Source organism: Micrococcus luteus, from assembly GCF_022664405.1.
GTDB classification, from domain to species: Bacteria; Actinomycetota; Actinomycetes; order Actinomycetales; family Micrococcaceae; genus Micrococcus; species Micrococcus luteus.
Map to the genome: position 1 here is coordinate 140345 of NZ_JAKRLB010000001.1, position 18025 is coordinate 158369.

Below are 18025 nucleotides of genomic sequence, written 5' to 3' on the forward strand. Positions count from 1 at the left end.
TCACCCCCAGAGAGGCAGTGCAGCTCGTGAAGTTCACCGTCGAACGCGACATCCTCACCGACGCCGTCTCCTGGGCCGCACGCTCCCTGTCCCCGCGCCCGCCGGTGCCGGTGCTCTCGGGCCTGCTGATCACGGCCGAGGCCGGCGTCGTGTCCATCGCGAGCTTCGACTACGAGACCTCCGCGCGCCTGGAGATCGAGGCCGACGTCGAGACCGCGGGCCAGGTGCTCGTCTCCGGCCGCCTGCTGAACGACATCGTCCGCTCCCTGCCGCAGGCCCAGGTCACGGTGGAGCTCGACGGCGGCAAGGTGCTCGTCACCTGCCGCTCCTCCCGCTTCGCCCTGGCCACGATGCCCGTGGGCGACTACCCGGCCCTGCCCGAGCTGCCGGCCCCCGCGGGCACCGTGGACGGCGCCGCGTTCGCCCACGCCGTCGCCCAGGTCACCGTCGCCGCCTCCAAGGACGACACCCTGCCGATCCTCACCGCCGTGAAGGTGGAGATCGAGGGCGACACCATGACCTTCCTGGCCACGGACCGCTACCGGCTGGCCATGAAGGAGATCCGCTGGACCCCGGCGGACCCGTCCCTCTCGACGTCGCTGCTCATCAAGGCGCGCACGCTCACCGAGGTCGCCAAGTCCCTCGGCTCCGGTGGCGACCTGGAGATCCTGCTCGGCCAGACCGCCGACCTCGTGGGCTTCGCCTCCGGCGGCCGCCGCACCACCTCCGTGCTCGTGGACGGCGAGTACCCCAAGATCCGCTCGCTCTTCCCCGAGTCCAGCCCCATCCAGGCCGTGGTGGACACCGCCGCCCTGGTCGAGGCGTCCCGCCGCGTGGCCCTCGTCGCCGAGCGCAACACCGCCCTGCGCATGGTGTTCACGGACGGCCAGGTCACCCTGGACGCCGGCACCGGCGACGACGCGAGCGCCAACGAGTCCGTGCCGTGCACGCTCGAGGGCGAGGACATCACCGTGGCGTTCAACCCGTCCTACCTCTCCGAGGGCCTGGCCGTGGTGGACCAGCCGCAGGTGCGCTTCGCGTTCACGTCCGCGCCCAAGCCCGCCCTGCTCACCGGCGTGAACCAGGAGGACGGCGTCGTCTCCGACTACCGCTACCTCGTGATGCCGGTGCGCATCGCCTGACGCAGGGGGCCGGACGCTCCCGTGTACCTCTCCCACCTCACCGTCGCGGACTTCCGGTCCTACCGCTGGGCCGACCTGGAGCTGACGCCGGGGTCCACGGTGCTGCTCGGGGCCAACGGGGTGGGCAAGACCAACCTCGTGGAGGCGATCGGCTACCTCGGCGCCCAGCAGTCCCATCGGGTCAGCTCGGACGCGCAGCTCGTGCGCTTCGGCCGGGACCGGGCCCGGATCGCCGGGCGCGTGCACCGCGGATCGCGCGCCGTCGCCCTCGAGCTGGAGATCCTGCCGGGCCGGTCCAACCGGGTGGCCATCAACCGCGGCGCCCCCGTTCGGGCGAAGGAGGGCCTCGGGATCCTGCGCACCGTGGTCTTCGCCCCGGAGGACCTGGGCCTCGTGACGGGGGAGCCCGGTGGCCGCCGTCGTCTCCTCGACCAGCTCATGGTGCAGCTGCGTCCGGCGCTCGGTGAGGCCGCCGCCGACTACGAACGCGTGCTGCGCCAGCGCAACGCCCTGCTCAAGGCGGGCCGCGGCTCTCGCCGCTGGGGCCCCGAGGAGGACGCGACCCTCGCCGTCTGGGACGAGCACCTCTGCGCCGCCGGCGCCCGCCTGCTCCACGGCCGCCTGCACGTGCTGCGCCTGCTGGCCCGCCCCCTCCAGGAGATGTACGCGGCGCTGACCAACGGCTCCAAGGCGGCGGCCTACGCCTACGAGTCCACCGTCCCGCTGGCCCGCGGCACCCACGCGGAGGTCCCGGCCGTGGCGGACCTGGCCGTGGACATGCGCCGGACGCTCGAGACCCAGCGGGAGGAGGAGCGGGCGCGGGCGCTCACCCTGGTGGGCCCCCACCGGGACGAGCTCGCCCTCTTCCTGGGCCCGGCGCCCGCGCGCGGCTACGCCTCCCACGGGGAGACGTGGTCGCTGGCGCTGGCCCTGCGCATGGCGGCCTACGACGTGCTCGTGGCCGACGACCCGGACCCCGACGCCCGCCCCGTCCTGATCCTGGACGACGTGTTCGCGGAGCTCGACGCCGCCCGTCGCCGCCGCCTCGCCGCGCTCGTGCACCGGGCCGAGCAGGTGATCGTCACGGCCGCCGCGCTCGAGGACGTCCCCGAGGAGCTCACGGCCCACCGCGTGCTCATCCGCCAGGACGCGGAGGGCTCCGAGGCCGTGGCCGCCGCGGCCCCCGTGGAGGGCGACATCCGCGAGCCCCGGCGCGAGGGCGGCGCCGATGGCTGAGACCCCCGCCCCGTTCGAGCCGGACCGGCCGGACCTGGCGCTCGTGCAGCTGCGTCGGGTCCGCGAGGCCGCCCGGGAGCGGGGCGAGGCGCCGCTGCGGGCGCGGGGGACGGGCGCGGGCCTGGCCGGGGCCATGGCGGGCACGCCGTCGGCCGGCCGGGAGCGGCAGGACCGTCGGCGCCCGTTCGGGGGTGCGGACCGGGACCCGGCCACGGTGTCCACCGTGTTCGGCCGGCTCATCCGCGACCGCGGCTGGTCCACCCCCGTGGCGGTCGGCTCCGTGCTCACCCGCTGGGCCGAGCTGGTGGGGCCGGAGATCGCGCTGCACTGCCGCCCGGAGAGCTTCGAGGACTCCGTGGTGCGGGTCCGGACGAGCTCCACCGCGTGGGCCACGCAGCTGCGCCTGATGAGCCCCGTGCTCCTGCAGCGCTTCGACGAGGCGCTCGGGCCCGGCGTCGTGACCCGCATCGAGGTGGCGGGGCCGCAGGCCCCGAGCTGGCGCAAGGGGCCGCGCACCGTGCGCGGCGGCCGCGGGCCGCGCGACACCTACGGCTGAGTCCGGGGCGGCCCCCCGCGGCGCACGACGGCGTCCCGGACGCGGCGAGGCCATGGGCGCCGCTCTGGCGCGCTCACAGGGTCGGGGACGGCCCGGGAGGCATGGGCGGTCTCCTGCGCACGTCCTGAGCCGTGTCCCTGGCCGCTGAGCGGGTGTTCTCCCGTGGCGGACCCCCGTCGATGCGGGCCCTCGGGGTGTCAGGCGGTACACTGGGACCAGTGAAAGGGGGCCGGTTGTCGTCCGTCCCCCACCCCCGTGGATCTGCGGGAGCGTGTCGCGTGCCGGTTATGTCCGGGCGGCGTCGCGCGCCTGCGCGCGGGTCGACCCAGCCGCCGACGTCCGAGGAAGTGAGCCACCCGTGGTTGACGCCATGCCCGAGAACCCCGCGGAGGAGCCGACCGCCGCGTCGGCCGCGCCGAACCCGGAGGCCGTGCCGGACGCCGTCGGGCAGCCCGAGACCCCCGTGAAGGACCGGAAGGTGCCCGGTGAGTACGGCGCCAGCGCCATCACCGTGCTCGAGGGTCTCGAGGCCGTCCGCAAGCGCCCCGGCATGTACATCGGCTCCACCGGCCCGCGGGGCCTGCATCACCTCGTGTACGAGGTCGTGGACAACTCCGTGGACGAGGCGCTGGCCGGCTACGCCACCGGCATCGACGTCACGCTGCAGGCCGACGGCGGCGTGCGCGTGGCGGACGACGGCCGCGGCATCCCCGTGGACCTGCACCCCACCGAGGGGAGGCCGACCGTCGAGGTCGTCATGACGATCCTGCACGCCGGCGGCAAGTTCGGCGGCGGCGGCTACGCCGTCTCGGGCGGCCTGCACGGCGTGGGCATCTCCGTGGTCAACGCGCTCTCCCGCCGCGTGGACACCGAGGTCCGCCGTCAGGGGCACGTGTGGCGCATGTCCTTCGCGGACGGCGGCGTGCCCCAGGGCGAGCTGGTGAAGGGGGAGGCCACGGACGCCACGGGCACCGTGCAGACGTTCTACCCGGACCCGGAGATCTTCGACTCGATCGAGTTCGACTACGAGACCCTGCGTGCCCGCTTCCAGCAGATGGCCTTCCTCAACAGGGGCCTGCGCATCACCCTCACGGACGAGCGCGTCCAGGAGTCCAACGAGGTCGTCGACGACGAGATCGCGGGCGAGGGCGCCGCCGGTGAGGACGTCGCGGAGAACGGCCTGGCGGAGGAGGCGGAGGAGGCGGAGCAGGAGCCGCAGCGCCGCTCCGTCACCTACCTGTACGAGAACGGCCTGCTCGACTACGTCCAGCACCTCAACTCCGCCAAGAAGGTCGAGTACGTCCACGACGACGTCATCGCCTTCGAGGCCGAGGACGTCTCGGACGGTCGCTCCATGGCCGTCGAGGTGGCCATGCAGTGGACCTCCGCCTACTCCGAGTCCGTGCACACCTACGCGAACACGATCAACACCCACGAGGGCGGCACCCACGAGGAGGGCTTCCGCGCCGCGCTGACCTCCCTGGTCAACCGCTACGCGCGGGAGAAGGAGATCCTCAAGCCCAAGGAGGACAACCTCACGGGCGAGGACATCCGCGAGGGCCTGACCGCCGTGATCTCCGTGAAGCTCTCCGAGCCGCAGTTCGAGGGCCAGACCAAGACCAAGCTCGGCAACTCCGAGGCCCGCGGGTTCGTGTCCAAGGCGGTCACGGACCACCTCGGCGACTGGTTCGAGCGCAATCCGGGCCCGGCCAAGGAGATCATCCGCAAGGCCATCATGGCCTCGCACGCCCGCCTGGCCGCCCGCAAGGCCCGGGACAACGCGCGCCGCAAGTCCCCGCTGGAGTCCTTCGGCATGCCCGGCAAGCTGGCCGACTGCTCCTCGAAGGACCCCGAGCGCTGCGAGGTGTACATCGTGGAGGGCGACTCCGCCGGCGGCTCGGCCAAGCAGGGCCGCAACCCGGAGACGCAGGCCATCCTGCCGCTGCGCGGCAAGATCCTGAACGTGGAGCGCGCCCGCCTGGACAAGGCCCTCGGCAACGCCGAGATCCAGTCGATGATCACGGCGTTCGGCACCAACATCGGCGAGGAGTTCGACATCTCCAAGCTGCGGTACCACAAGATCGTGCTCATGGCGGACGCGGACGTGGACGGCCAGCACATCACCACGCTCCTGCTGACCGTGCTGTTCCGGTACATGCGCCCGCTCATCGAGGCCGGCCACGTGTTCCTCGCGCAGCCGCCGCTGTACCGCATCAAGTGGTCCAACGCCCCGCACGACTACGTGTTCTCGGACGAGGAGCGCGACGCCGCCGTCGAGGCCGGCCTGGCCAAGGGCTGGCGCTACCCCAAGGACAACGGCGTGCAGCGCTACAAGGGCCTGGGCGAGATGAACTACCAGGAGCTGTGGGACACCACCATGGACCCGGAGCACCGCACCCTGCTGCAGGTGACCATGGAGGACGCCGCCGCCGCGGACGCCGTCTTCTCCATGCTGATGGGCGAGGACGTGGAGTCCCGCCGCAGCTTCATCCAGCAGAACGCCAAGGACATCCGCTTCCTGGACGTCTGAGCCGGACCCGCAGACCTGCCTGAGTCGACCACCCTCCCCGCCTGAGGGGAGCACGAGAGGACCCGCGTGAGCGACGAGACCACCCCCCAGACCCCGGACGAGCCCGTCGAGGGCGCCCCGATCCCGGGGACCCCGCAGACCGGCCTGGACATCGAGGTCGAGCACTACGTGCTCCCCGAGGGCGCCGCCGACAAGGTCGAGCCCGTCGACCTCGAGTCGGAGATGAAGCGCTCGTACCTGGACTACGCGATGGCCGTGATCGTCGGCCGCGCGCTGCCGGACGTGCGCGACGGCCTCAAGCCCGTGCACCGTCGCGTGCTCTACGCGATGTACGACGGCGGCTACCGCCCGGACCGCGCGTTCAACAAGTCCGCCCGCGTGGTGGGCGACGTGATGGGCAACTACCACCCGCACGGCGACACCGCGATCTACGACGCCCTCGTGCGCCTCATCCAGGACTGGGTCCAGCGCTACCCGCTGGCGCTCGGCCAGGGCAACTTCGGCTCCCCGGGCAACGACGGCGCGGCCGCCCAGCGCTACACCGAGACCAAGATGGCCCCGCTGGCCATGGAGATGGTCCGGGACATCGACGAGGACACCGTCGAGATGCAGGACAACTACGACGGCAAGCAGCAGGAGCCCGTCGTCCTGCCCGCCCGGTACCCGAACCTGCTGGTCAACGGCTCCTCGGGCATCGCCGTCGGCATGGCCACGAACATCCCGCCGCACAACATGCGCGAGGTGGCCGCGGGCGTGCAGTGGTACCTCGAGCACCCCGAGGCCACCCGCGAGGAGCTGCTCGAGGCGCTCCTGGCCCGCGTGCACGGCCCCGACTTCCCCACGGGCGCCCAGATCCTGGGCCGCAAGGGCATCGAGGAGGTCTACCGGACCGGCCGCGGCCCCATCACCATGCGCGCCGTGGTCAACGTGGAGGAGATCCAGGGCCGCACGTGCCTCGTGGTCACCGAGCTGCCCTACATGACCAACCCGGACAACCTCGCCGCGAAGATCGCGGAGATGGTGCGGGACGGCAAGATCAACGGCATCGCGGACATGCGCGACGAGACCTCCGGCCGCACCGGCCAGCGCCTGGTGATCGTGCTCAAGCGCGACGCCGTCGCCAAGGTGGTGCTGAACAACCTCTACAAGCACACCGAGCTGCAGTCGAACTTCTCGGCCAACATGCTCGCGCTCGTGGACGGCGTGCCGCGCACCCTGTCCCTGGACGGCTTCGTGCACCACTGGGTGAAGCACCAGATCGACGTGATCGTGCGCCGCACCGCGTTCCGCAAGCGCAAGGCCGAGGAGCGCGCGCACATCCTGCGCGGCCTGCTCAAGGCCCTGGACATGCTGGACGAGGTCATCGCGACCATCCGCCGTTCGGCCTCGGCGGACGTGGCCCGCGAGGCCCTCAAGGAGCTCCTGGACATCGACGACGTCCAGGCCCAGGCCATCCTGCAGATGCAGCTGCGCCAGCTCGCCGCCCTGGAGTCCCAGAAGATCCAGGACGAGTACGACGACCTCATGGCGAAGATCGCCGAGTACAACCGGATCCTGGAGTCCCCGCAGCGTCAGCGCGAGGTCATCTCCGAGGAGCTCGCCGAGATCGTGGCCAAGCACGGCGACGACCGCCGCACCGAGATCATCGCCGGCTTCGACGGGGACATGTCCATCGAGGACCTGATCCCCGAGGAGGAGATGGTCGTCTCCATCACCCGCGGCGGCTACGTCAAGCGCACCCGGATCGACCAGTACCGGTCCCAGGCGCGCGGCGGCAAGGGCGTGCGGGGGGCGACGCTGCGCGGCGACGACGTCGTCGAGCACTTCCTGACCGTGTCCACGCACCACTGGCTGCTGTTCTTCACGAACTTCGGCCGCGTGTACCGCATCAAGACGTACGAGCTGCTCGAGGCCGGCCGCGACGCGAAGGGCCAGCACGTGGCCAACCTGCTCGCGTTCCAGCCGGACGAGCGGATCGCCCAGATCCAGCCGCTCGTGGACTACGGCCGGGCCCCGTACCTCGTGCTCGCCACGCGCGGCGGCCTCGTGAAGAAGACGCCGCTGCTGGACTACGACACGAACCGCACCGCCGGCCTGATCGCCATCAAGCTGCGTGAGGGGGACGAGCTGGTCTCGGCCCGCGTGGTCTCGCCCGACGACGACCTCATCCTGATCTCGCACAAGGGCCAGTCCCTGCGGTTCACCGCCACGGACGAGGCGCTGCGTCCCATGGGCCGTGCGACCTCGGGCGTGACCGGCATGAAGTTCCGCGACGACGACTCCCTGCTGACGATGGACGTGGTGGAGGAGGACGGCTACGTCTTCACGGTCACGGACGGCGGCTTCGCCAAGCGCACCCACGTGGACGAGTACCGCCTGCAGAACCGCGGCGGCCTCGGCATCAAGGTCGCCAAGCTCGTGGACGACCGCGGCGAGCTCGCCGGCGGTCTCGTGGTGCGCGAGGACCAGGAGGTCCTCGTGGTGATGGCCTCGGGCAAGGTGGTGCGCTCCGCCGTCGCCGGTGTGCCGGCCAAGGGCCGCGACACGATGGGCGTGATCTTCGCCAAGCCGGACAAGCGGGACCGGATCGTCGCCGTCACCCTGAACAACGAGCAGGAGATGGAGGCGAAGGCGGACGCCGAGGCCGAGGCGGGGCCGGATGTACCCTTGGACGCAGACATCGACCCGACCGACCCCGTAGCCGCACCGGAGGACGCCCTGACGCAGGACGCCGGTGAGGGTGCAGACGGAGGAGAGCAGTGAGCACGTCCGCGTCGTCGCGTCCCGGCCAGGGACGGAGCACCGGGAAGGCCGCCGAGCCGCGGTCCGGCCGTCCGGTGCGCAAGGCCAGCGGGTCCTCGCAGGAGGACCTGGTCCGCGCCGTCCCGAAGGCCAAGGTGCGCCGCGCCCGCCTGGTCCTGACCCGGGTGGACCCGTGGTCCGTGCTGAAGCTGGCGTTCCTGCTCTCGGTGGCGCTGGGCATCCTCACGGTGGTGGCGGCGGTGGCGCTGTACTCGCTGTCCGACGTCCTCGGGATCTTCGACAGGGTCAACGACGTGATCGGCACCGTGCTCGGCTCCGAGGCCGGGCGCTACACCGTGGCGTCCCTGGCCCCGCTGAGCACCGTGACCTCGCTGGCCACCGTGCTGGCCGTGGTCAACGTCATCCTGCTGACCGCCCTGGCCACCGTGGCCGCGCTGCTCTACAACCTCTGCGCGAGCCTCGTGGGCGGCATCGGCGTCACGCTGACGGACGACTGAGCCGACCTTCGCCGACGCCCCGCGCGGATTTGCGCGGGGCGTCGGCGTTCCTGTACAGTCATCTCCTGTTGTGAACGGCGTCAGCCGTGAGCGACGGTGAGGGCGTATAGCTCAGGCGGTTAGAGCGCTTCGCTGATAACGAAGAGGTCCCAAGTTCAAGTCTTGGTACGCCCACTCCCACCACACAGAGCCCCGGTCCGCTGGGGCTCCGTTCGTCTCCGGAGGTCTTCCCATGGGTCGACTGGCACGCGTGGCCCTCGTGGTCAGCGCCGCGGCAGCCGCCTATGGGGCGCGTCTCTGGCGGGAGAACAGTGCGCGGAAGGACGTCTGGGCCACGGCCACGGACGACCTGCCGGAGGACGCCGACGGCGTCGAGCCGGCACCGGAGGACTGACCGGTCCTCACGGGGGCATGGCGCAATTGGTAGCGCACCTGCTTTGCAAGCAGGGGGTTAGGGGTTCGAGTCCCCTTGCCTCCACCGAAGAAGGGCCCGGGAGTCGTGAGACTCCCGGGCCCTTTCGTATGCCCAGGGTGGCCGCCGGCGCCGGCACCGTGGGCAGAAACCGGCGACCCGGGGGCTCCTGGGGCACAAACCGCAGGACTTCGGGCCCCGTGGGCAGAAGAGAGGGCGTTTCTGCCCACGGAGGGACGGGGATGGCCTGCCCCGAACCCCCGCCGCCGGACCCGCCCACCGTGCCCGCCGTCGTCGTGCGTGGTGTTGGATGGTCCGGTGAACACCACCATCGACACCCCGTCCCCCGACCGACCCGCCTCTGGGCAGGGCACTCCGGCCTACGCCCGGGTGCCCGCGAGCTACTACGACATCTTCGTGGGCGTCTTCATCGCCCTCCTCATCCTCTCCGGCGTCACCGCGGCCAAGCTCTTCTACGGCCCCACCGTCCCGGTCATCTCCGACCTCTTCTACGACGGCGGCCCCCTCATCTTCGACGGCGGCGCCTTCCTGTTCCCGTTCGCGTACATCGTCGGCGACATCCTCGCCGAGGTGTACGGCTGGCGCCGGGCCCGCCGCGCCATCGTCCTCGGCTTCGCGATGCTCGTGCTCGCCGCCCTCACCTACACGGTGGTCTCCTGGACCACGCCCGTCGAGGGCTTCGAGGTGTGGGACCAGGCCCTCGCGCCCATGCTGCGGATCACCGTGGCCGGCGTCGTCGCGTTCCTCGTGGGCTCCCTGCTCAACGCGTCCATCGTGGTCCGCCTCAAGGAGCGCATGAAGGAACGGCACGTGGCGTTCCGGCTCATCCTCTCGACCGTGGTCGGCCAGTTCTTCGACACCCTGATCTTCTGCACCATCGCCTACGCCGGCACCATCTCGCTGCTGGAACTGGCGAACTACACGGTGACCGGCTTCGCGTACAAGACGCTCGTGGAGATCCTCATCGTGCCGGTGACCCTGCTCGTCATCCGCGCCCTCAAGCGCCGGGAGCCCACCTACCGGGCACCCGGCTTCGAGATCCACCGCGACGACGATCCCGCCCTCGCCCCGGCCGCGTCCCGCTGACCCGCGCGGGCCCCGGCGCGGCCGCGCCGGGGCCCGTCCGTCGCGCGCACCCCGCCCAGCGACTACCGTCGGTGCCATGGGCAAGGACCTCTTTGAGCACGAGCAGCAGCAGACCCTCAGCCGTGAGCAGGCCGCCGCACGCCTGCGCGACCTCGCCGACCAGCTCTCCCGGCAGAACGAGGTGCGGGTCGAGCACGGCGGCCGCGACGTCGTCGTCACCGTCCCGGACCGCGTGGGCCTCGAGGTGGAGCTCGAGGTCGAGGACGGCGGCGACGCCGAGCTGGAGATCACCCTCAGCTGGTGACCGGCCCCGGGGCGGCCGCCGTCGCCTCCCCGTGCCTCAGAACGTCCAGGGCTCCCCGGGGGCCAGGCGCCGGTAGTCGGTCACGCCCTCGGCGAGGCCCGAGAGCACCCCGTCCACCACGCCCTTGCCGTCCTCGCTGAGGATGCCGTCGTGGATGGGGCGGGTGTGCGTCGCCGCGATGGCCCGCATCTGGTCCACCACGTCCGCGATGCGCAGCCACGGCGCCGCGGCGGGCAGCAGGAGCACCTCGACGTCGGCGTCCGGCACCGTGAACGAGTCGCCCGGGTGCAGCACGGCCCCGTCCACGAGGTAGGACACGTTGACCGGGCGCGGCACCTCGGCGTGGATCACCGCGTGCTCCCCGCCGAGCACCTCCACCCGGAAGCCGGCGGCCTCGAACGTCTCCCCGGGCACGGCCGTGTGCACGTGCCCGGCGTCGAGCCCCGCCTCCGCTAGCGGCCCCGTCAGATCCCGTGGCGCCCACACGTGCGCCTCCGTGCCGGCCACGGCCCTGGCCAGCTGCTCGGGGACCACGTGGTCCGGGTGGCCGTGCGTCACGAGGACGGCATCCGCGCCGTCCAGCACCGCCGCGTCGCTGAACGCGCCGGGGTCGAACGCGAGGCGCCGACCGGCCTTCTCGAGGCGGACGGCCGAGTGGCCGAAGAGGGTCAGGGTCGTGCTCATGCAGATCACTCCTCCGCCCGGCGTCGGGATCCCGGGCGCTCCCAGCCTCCCGCGCGCTCCCGGCGGTGGACAAGGCCCGCGCCCCGTTCGACGGCGGCCCACCGGCTCCCGCCCCGACCTGCGCCCGGACGCGCGCCGGCCCGCGCCCCCTCGGTCCTGCCGAGGATGCGCGGGCCGGTCGCCGTCCGCGGCGCGCTCAGAGCGCGGGGGAGCGGGTCAGCGCTGCTGCCCGGGCTGGACGCCCAGCACCTTCGCGTTGGCGGCGGCCACCGGGTCCGGCGTGGCGGTGTCCACCCGCACGCCCTGACCCGCCGCGGCCGAGCCGGCCTCGGCCACGACCTTCTGCTGCTGGGCGTAGGGGTTGTTGGCCTCCACCACCGGGATGTTCGCGGTGATCGGGCCCGGCACCGGGGCGGTCCACGGATCCTGCACCGGCTTGGTCAGGCGCCACAGGGCGAAGCCGGCGCCGGCGGCGGCGGCCGCCATGCCCGCGACGATCCAGGCGCGGCCGCCCGAGCGGGAGGCCCGGCGACCGGCGGCACGGTTCAGGTCCTTCTCGGCGGCGCCGGCGTACTGCTCGGCGCCCTGGCGCAGGCGCTGCACGATCGCCTTGTCCCCGGTGAGCTTGATCAGGGCCTGCTCCAGGGCGTCCGGGACCTCGACGTCGTGGGCGGTCTTGCGGGCGTGCGCGGCGCCGTCGGCCAGGCGGGCGGCGGCCACGGGGAGGACCTCCTCCTTGCGGCGCTGGGCGTAGTCGCCGGCGTCGGCCAGGCGGGCCTGCACCTGCGGGGCCACCTTCCCGCCCTGCTCCTGCAGCGCGGACAGACCCGTGGCGAGGAGGCCGGCGAGGGTCAGGCCGCCCGCCGCGGCGGCGTCCTTGGCCTGACCGGCACGGTCGCTGAACAGGGCGGCGGACCGCTGCGCGTCCTTGCGGGCGCCCTTGGCGGCCTTCTTCGCGTCCTTGCGCAGGCCCTTGGCGGCCTGGCGGCCGTCCCGGCGCAGCTGCGTGGCCTTGCGGCCCCCACGACGGCGGCCCTTCTTCGCGGCCTTCTCAGCGTCCTTGCGCGCCGCGGCGAACTGCTGCTGCACCTCGTGGCCGGCGTCCTGCGCCTGGGCCTGCAGGTGCTCGAGGAAGTCCTGGACGGTGTCCACGCCCTTGGCGACGGCGGGGGCCAGCAGCCCGTACTGGTGCGCGACGGCCTCGCCGGCCTTCCGCGCCCCGCGCTCGACCACGGGGCCGTACTCCTTCTTGGCGTCCTGGGCCTTGCGGCGGCCCTCCTCGGCCGCGGCGGAGCCGCCGATCAGCCCGTAGGCCGCCGCCACCTCGCTCCAGGCGCGGGTGGACTCCACCTTCGGGGCGGCCCAGTGGCGCAGGTTCTCCGCCTGGCGTGCGACGAACGCGTTCGCGCCGCCGTCGTGCTGGATCTCGTCGTGCAGGGTCTTGCGAGCCATGTGATGCCTCCCGTGAGTTCTGGATGGTCGTTGAACGCGGTGGTCCTCGAGGCCCAGCCTAGTGGCCGACCCCCGCCGTGGCACGGGTCCCGGCACGCCGGGAGTGCGTACGCCGATCGCGGAAGACCCGCCCCCGGACGGCGGGATCCGGACGACCCGCCGCCGCGGATGGAACAATGGGGCGCATGGCGAACAAGACGCACACCGCGACCATCCACACGAACCACGGCGACATCGTCGTCGAGCTGTTCGGCAACCACGCCCCGAAGACCGTGAAGAACTTCGTGGGTCTCGCCACCGGCGAGCAGGAGTGGACCCACCCGCAGACCGGTGAGAAGAACAACGGCGCCCCGCTGTACTCCGGCACCGTGTTCCACCGCATCATCAAGGACTTCATGATCCAGGGCGGCGACCCGCTCGGCATGGGCATCGGCGGCCCCGGCTACCAGTTCGGCGACGAGATCCACCCCGAGCTGCAGTTCGACCGTCCCTACCTGCTGGCCATGGCCAACGCCGGCCCCGGCACCAACGGCTCGCAGTTCTTCATCACCTCCGTGCCCACCGGCTGGCTCAACGGCAAGCACACCATCTTCGGCGAGGTGAAGGACGAGGCCTCCCAGAAGGTCGTGGACGAGCTCAACGCCGTCGCCACCGATCCCCGTGACCGCCCGCTCGAGGACGTCGTCATCGAGTCCATCGACATCGACGAGGCCTGAGCAGCCCCTCGGTGAGCACCACCCCCTCTGACCCGCACGGCCCGGACTCCGCGGACGGCACACCCCCGGTGTGCCCGCGGCATCCGGGCCGTGCCGCGTATGTGCGCTGCGCCGTCTGCCGGCGCCCCGCGTGCCTCGACTGCCAGCGTCCCGGCTCCGCGGCCGGACCGGTCTGCGTGGACTGTGCGTCCGGCGTCGTGGCCGGCCCCGCTCCGACGGCGGCCCCCGCCGCCGGCGCCGCCGCGACGGTCCCGGTCCGACGGCGGACGGGCTTCGCCGCCTCGCCCGTCACCTGGATCCTGCTGGCGGTCACGGTGGTGGTCTACGCGGCGCAGTGGATGACCCGGGATCAGGCGTCCGGCGTGACCGAAGCGCTCTGGTACGCCGGGCTCTACACGTCCCCGTACGGCATGGAGCCGTGGCGGATGGCCTCCTACGCGCTCGTGCACGACGTCACCGGCCCCACGCACCTGCTGCTGAACATGCTCGCGCTGTGGGTGATCGGGCGCGTGCTCGAGCCCGCGCTGGGCTGGTGGCGGTTCCTCGCCCTCTACGTGCTCTCCGCCGTGGGCGGTGCGGTGTTCGCACTGTGGGTCTCGGACCCGCTGCAGCCCGTCGTCGGGGCGTCCGGTGCCGTGTACGGCATGTTCGCGGCCCTGTTCCTGCTCACCCGGGTGCGGGGCGGGCAGGTGCGCTCGATCGCCGTGCTGATCGGCCTGAACCTCGTGTTCTCGTTCCTGCTGCCCGGGGTGGCCTGGCAGGTGCACATGGGCGGGCTGCTGACGGGCGCCGTCGTCGCCGTCGTGTTCTCCCTGGCCGGCGGGCTGCGGCCCGGCCGCGCGCGCGTGCCGTCCGTGGGCGCCCAGGTGGCCGGCCTCGTGGTCGTGGCGGCGGCGCTGGCGGCGCTCACGGTGCTCGGCGCCGCACGGGTCACGGTGGCCGGCCTGCTCGGGTAGGCCGTCTTCCCCGACCGTCCCCGGAGTTCTCCACAGGTGGGTGTGCACTTCTTCCCACAGGGGTGTCCACACCTGTGGACAACTCCGGGGACAACTCGTCTCCGGGCCGGATCGTGCGGATCCCCCATCCACAGGGTTGTCCACCGCTGTGGAGAACTACACGCGTGTCATTCGCTCCAGCGGGACATCATCAGGAACCCGACGAGCGCGATGCCGAAGCCCACGAGGATGTTCCAGCCGCCGATCTGCACGATCGGGAGGAGGCCCTGGGTCAGGTAGTAGACGATGATCCAGAGCAGGCCGAGGATCAGCAGGCCGAACATCACGGCCTTGTACACGGGGGAGAGGGGCTTCGGACCCGGGTCCACGTCCCCGAGGTCCGTCCGCACGGCGGAGCGGCTGCGGCGCGCGGCCTCGAGCTCCTCGCGCTTCCGACGGGCCGAGTCCTTGCGCTTGCCGGCGGGTGCTGCCACGGGTCTTCTCCTCGGGTGGGGGGGGTGGTGGGCGCCCCCACCGGCGGGGACCGGGGCGGGGACGGTATCCTGCTGACCTGCCCAGGACCGGGGTCAGCGACGTGCCCGGCCAGTCTATGCACCCCGCTCCCACGCGGCGGGGAGGAAAGAGCGCCCCCGTGCAGAGCCCCGAGGTCTCCGTCCTCGTCGTCGACAACTACGACAGCTTCGTCTACACCCTGGTGGGCTACCTCGAGCAGCTCGGGGCCCGCACCACCGTGATCCGCAACGACGAGGTCACCCCCGCCCGCGCCCTCGAGCTCGCGGCCGAGCACACGGCCGTGCTCATCTCGCCCGGGCCGGGCGCGCCCGCCGACGCCGGTGTCTCCCTCGACCTCATCCGCTCCGCCGCCGACGGCGGCCGCCCGCTCTTCGGGGTGTGCCTGGGGCACCAGGCCATCGCGGAGGCGTTCGGCGCGACCGTGACGCACGCGGAGTCCCTCATGCACGGCAAGACGTCCCTGGTCCGCCACGGCGAGCACCCCATGTTCGAGGGCGTCCCCTCGCCGTTCACCGCCACCCGCTACCACTCGCTGGCCACCGTGCGGCCCACCGTGGACGAGGCGGTCCTGGAGATCACCGCCGAGACCGAGGACGGCGTCGTGATGGGTCTGGCCCACCGCACCGCGCCCCTGTGGGGCGTGCAGTTCCACCCCGAGTCCGTCCTCACCGAGGGCGGGTACCGGATGCTCGGCAACTGGCTCGAGTCCGTGGGGCTCTCCGGGGCCGCCGAGCGCGGCGGCCGGCTCTCGCCCCTCGTCCGCCAGGACTGACCGGTCCCGGGGCCCGGTTCGCGGGTCCGACGGCGCCCCGTCCGCTCAGGTGGACGGCGGCGGGTCGATCGAGGGCTCGGGGTCCGGCGTCAGCGTCGGCAGCGGGTCCACCGGCGTCGCGGTGGGCGAGGTGCTCGGCGACTGCTCGGTCGGCTCCGACGAGGTCGACGGGGCCGCCGACGGCGGCGACGGGCTCTGCGTCGGCGACGGCGTCGCGGTCGTCGTCGGCTCGGGGCTGGGCGTGGCCGAGGCGGACGGCGAGGGCGACGGCTCCGCGCTCTCGGAGGGCTCGGGGCTCTCGGAGGGCTCGGGGCTCTCCGACGACGGGGGGCTCGGTGACGTGGACGCCGACGGCGTGGGCTCGGGCGCCTCGCTGGACGGCGGCGCCGGCTCGGAGGGCTCGGCCGTGGGCGCGATCCACGAGGAAGTCGTCAGGGTCAGGGACGAACGGTTGTCCACGCGGACGCCGGCGGGCGGATCCTGGGCCACGACCGTGCCGGTGTCGGTGGTCGCGCCGTCCTCGTCCTGGATCCGCACGCGCAGCTCGGGGGCACTCAGCGCCAGCTGACGCCGCGCGTCCGGAGCGCTCATCCCCACCACGTCCGGCACGGCGACCATGCCGCTGGACAGGTGCAGCACCACGGAGGAGCCGGGCGGCACGTGGGTGCCCATCGCGGGGTCGGTGCGGGCGAGCAGCCCGCGCTCGAGTCGGCCGTCGTCCTGGTACTGCACGGAGGAGACGCGCAGGCCCAGCCGTTCCAGCTCGCGGCGGGCCGCGTCCTCGGACAGCCCGTGCAGGGAGTCGGACAGCGCGATGCCCTCCTCGCCGCGGGACACCCGGATCCGCACCTCGGCCCCGCGGGGCACCTCCGTGCCCGTCGGCGGGTCGCTCTGGGTGACGGTCCCGTCCGGGGCGTCGGCCATGTACGCGGACGAGACGACGGCCACCAGGCCTGCGTCCTCGAGCGCCGCGACCGCCTCATCCTGCTGCAGCCCCACCACCGCGGGCACCTCCGCGGTGGTGCGCAGGGCCGCCGCGAGCCACGGCGCCAGGACCAGGGCCAGCGCGACCAGGACCACGCCGGCCGCCAGGAGCGTGCGCCGGCGGACGCGACGGCGGACACGACGGGGTGTGGCCGTCGCCGGTGCCGGCGTGTCTCGGGGCGGCGGTTCGGGCCGGGGCGTCGCGGCTGCACCGGGCGTCACCGGCTGGCCGCCGGTCACCGGTCGGGGGCCGTCCATGGCGGCGGCGGCGGCCAGCTGCGCGGCCGAGGCGGCGCCGGGCAGTCCCGCACCCGCCACGGCGTGGTTCACCGCCTGGGGCTGCGCGGTGTCCGGCTCGGCCGGGACGGAGGGCGCCGGCCGGGTCAGCGGGACCGCGGCCGTCGGCACGTCGGCGACGTCGGCCCCGTGCTCCGCGGGCGTGGCGCCCAGCACCGCGCCACCCGCGCCGACGAGGGCGGGATGGACGGCATCGAGCGGCGGGGTGTGACGGCCGGGGCCGGCGTGCGGATCCGCGGCGGCCTCCTCGAGGGCCGCGAGGAACGCGGCGCCGGTGGGGAACCGGTCCTGTGGATCCTTGCGCAGGGCGCGCAGCACCACGGGGTCGAACGCGGGCGGCAGGTCGGGGTCGACGTCGGAGGGCGCCGGCGGCTCCTCGCGCACGTGCTGGTAGGCCACGGCCAGCGGCGTGTCGCCCGTGAAGGGGGGCCGGCCCGTGAGCAGCTCGAACAGCAGGCAGCCGGCCGCGTAGAGGTCGGCGCGGCCGTCCACGGTGCGGCCCGTCGCCTGCTCCGGGGCCAGATAGAGGGCCGTGCCCACCACGGCCTGGGTCTGCGACGTGGTGGCGGAGGTGTCTGCCAGCGCGTGGGCGATCCCGAAGTCCATCACCTTCACGGTGCCCGTGTCCGTGACCATGACGTTCGCGGGCTTCACGTCGCGGTGGACGATGTCCTCCTCGTGCGCGTGCTCGAGCGCTTCCAGCACGCCCCGGGTCCAGGCCACGGCGCGGTCCGGGCCCACGGCGCCCTCGGCGTGCAGGATCTCCCGCAGCGTCCGGCCGGAGACGAGCTCCATCACCAGGAACGGGCAGTCCACCGGATGGAGGCCGTCCTCGAGGGAGACCTCGCCCGTGTCGTACACGGAGACGATCGAGGGGTGGTTCAGGGAGGCCGCCGAGCGCGCCTCCTTGCGGAAGCGCGCCTGGAAGTGCGGGTCGCGCGCCAGATCCCGGCGCATCAGCTTCACCGCCACCGGGCGGTGCAGCCGCAGGTCCTCGCCGCGGAAGACGTCCGCCATGCCGCCGCGCCCGATCAGCTCACCGATCCGGTACCGCCCGTTCAGGGTCCTCTGCTCATCCACAGACACGTCCGCGTGCCCGTCCCG

Annotated in this window: 16 protein-coding genes and 2 tRNA genes; 14 read left to right on the forward strand and 4 right to left on the reverse strand. The window is 73.1% G+C overall.

Annotation, left to right across the window (positions count from 1 at the left end; translation table 11 throughout):
- The first annotated feature begins 26 nt into the window (after positions 1 to 26).
- The 11 genes from dnaN (at position 27) to MF605_RS00750 (ending at position 10547) form a co-directional block, all read left to right on the forward strand.
- Entirely contained in the window at positions 27 to 1142 is a 1116-nt protein-coding gene (gene dnaN / locus MF605_RS00700; protein ID WP_002856446.1) for a DNA polymerase III subunit beta, read from the forward strand.
- Positions 1143 to 1163: 21 nt separating this feature from the next.
- A complete protein-coding gene (gene recF / locus MF605_RS00705) occupies positions 1164 to 2378 on the forward strand; it encodes a DNA replication/repair protein RecF (protein ID WP_122054792.1) in 1215 nt (404 codons plus the stop codon).
- Positions 2371 to 2934 carry a DciA family protein gene (locus MF605_RS00710; protein WP_044659941.1) on the forward strand — a complete coding sequence of 188 codons (564 nt, stop codon included), beginning with the start codon at positions 2371 to 2373 and terminating at the stop codon, positions 2932 to 2934. The genes recF and MF605_RS00710 overlap by 8 nt, the downstream gene beginning before the upstream one ends.
- A gap of 370 nt (positions 2935 to 3304) precedes the next feature.
- Positions 3305 to 5464, forward strand: coding sequence for a DNA topoisomerase (ATP-hydrolyzing) subunit B (gene gyrB / locus MF605_RS00715; protein WP_166795245.1), 2160 nt, complete (start codon positions 3305 to 3307; stop codon positions 5462 to 5464).
- Positions 5465 to 5530: 66 nt separating this feature from the next.
- Positions 5531 to 8227, forward strand: coding sequence for a DNA gyrase subunit A (gene gyrA, locus MF605_RS00720; RefSeq protein WP_134416149.1), 2697 nt, complete (start codon positions 5531 to 5533; stop codon positions 8225 to 8227).
- Positions 8224 to 8724, forward strand: coding sequence for a DUF3566 domain-containing protein (locus tag MF605_RS00725; RefSeq protein ID WP_049145010.1), 501 nt, complete (start codon positions 8224 to 8226; stop codon positions 8722 to 8724). The genes gyrA and MF605_RS00725 overlap by 4 nt, the downstream gene beginning before the upstream one ends.
- Before the next feature lie 100 nt (positions 8725 to 8824).
- Positions 8825 to 8898, forward strand: a tRNA-Ile gene (locus MF605_RS00730).
- A gap of 58 nt (positions 8899 to 8956) precedes the next feature.
- Positions 8957 to 9118: a hypothetical protein gene (locus MF605_RS00735; protein ID WP_166795244.1), complete on the forward strand. Its 162-nt coding sequence runs from the start codon at positions 8957 to 8959 to the stop codon at positions 9116 to 9118.
- An 11-nt stretch (positions 9119 to 9129) separates the two neighbouring features.
- Positions 9130 to 9202: transfer RNA gene (locus MF605_RS00740), tRNA-Ala, on the forward strand.
- 252 nt (positions 9203 to 9454) lie between these two features.
- Positions 9455 to 10243 (forward strand): queuosine precursor transporter, encoded by a 789-nt coding sequence (locus tag MF605_RS00745; RefSeq protein WP_078025332.1) that lies wholly within the window; start codon positions 9455 to 9457, stop codon positions 10241 to 10243.
- Between the two features lie 76 nt (positions 10244 to 10319).
- Positions 10320 to 10547, forward strand: a complete 228-nt coding sequence (locus MF605_RS00750) for an amphi-Trp domain-containing protein (RefSeq protein WP_020624434.1) — start codon at positions 10320 to 10322, stop codon at positions 10545 to 10547.
- Positions 10548 to 10583: 36 nt separating this feature from the next.
- Here the strand turns inward: MF605_RS00750 and MF605_RS00755 are convergent, their stop codons facing one another.
- Both MF605_RS00755 and MF605_RS00760 read right to left on the reverse strand, forming a co-directional pair.
- Positions 10584 to 11231 (reverse strand): MBL fold metallo-hydrolase, encoded by a 648-nt coding sequence (locus tag MF605_RS00755; RefSeq protein WP_049145002.1) that lies wholly within the window; start codon positions 11229 to 11231, stop codon positions 10584 to 10586.
- A gap of 216 nt (positions 11232 to 11447) precedes the next feature.
- Positions 11448 to 12683 (reverse strand): hypothetical protein, encoded by a 1236-nt coding sequence (locus tag MF605_RS00760; RefSeq protein ID WP_134416147.1) that lies wholly within the window; start codon positions 12681 to 12683, stop codon positions 11448 to 11450.
- A gap of 185 nt (positions 12684 to 12868) precedes the next feature.
- Here MF605_RS00760 and MF605_RS00765 point away from each other — a divergent pair, with 185 nt between their 5' ends.
- Positions 12869 to 13399, forward strand: coding sequence for a peptidylprolyl isomerase (locus MF605_RS00765; RefSeq protein ID WP_010079725.1), 531 nt, complete (start codon positions 12869 to 12871; stop codon positions 13397 to 13399).
- 11 nt (positions 13400 to 13410) lie between these two features.
- Positions 13411 to 14355, forward strand: coding sequence for a rhomboid family intramembrane serine protease (locus MF605_RS00770; protein WP_242821216.1), 945 nt, complete (start codon positions 13411 to 13413; stop codon positions 14353 to 14355).
- 167 nt (positions 14356 to 14522) lie between these two features.
- Here the strand turns inward: MF605_RS00770 and MF605_RS00775 are convergent, their stop codons facing one another.
- Complete coding sequence (locus tag MF605_RS00775) at positions 14523 to 14828, reverse strand: cell division protein CrgA (protein WP_078025330.1); 306 nt, start codon at positions 14826 to 14828, stop codon at positions 14523 to 14525.
- 158 nt (positions 14829 to 14986) lie between these two features.
- Between MF605_RS00775 and MF605_RS00780 the strand changes: the two genes are divergently transcribed.
- Entirely contained in the window at positions 14987 to 15640 is a 654-nt protein-coding gene (locus MF605_RS00780; RefSeq protein ID WP_078025329.1) for an anthranilate synthase component II, read from the forward strand.
- A 45-nt stretch (positions 15641 to 15685) separates the two neighbouring features.
- Here the strand turns inward: MF605_RS00780 and MF605_RS00785 are convergent, their stop codons facing one another.
- Positions 15686 to 18001, reverse strand: a complete 2316-nt coding sequence (locus tag MF605_RS00785; RefSeq protein WP_078025328.1) for a protein kinase domain-containing protein — start codon at positions 17999 to 18001, stop codon at positions 15686 to 15688.
- Between the last annotated feature and the right edge of the window lie 24 nt (positions 18002 to 18025).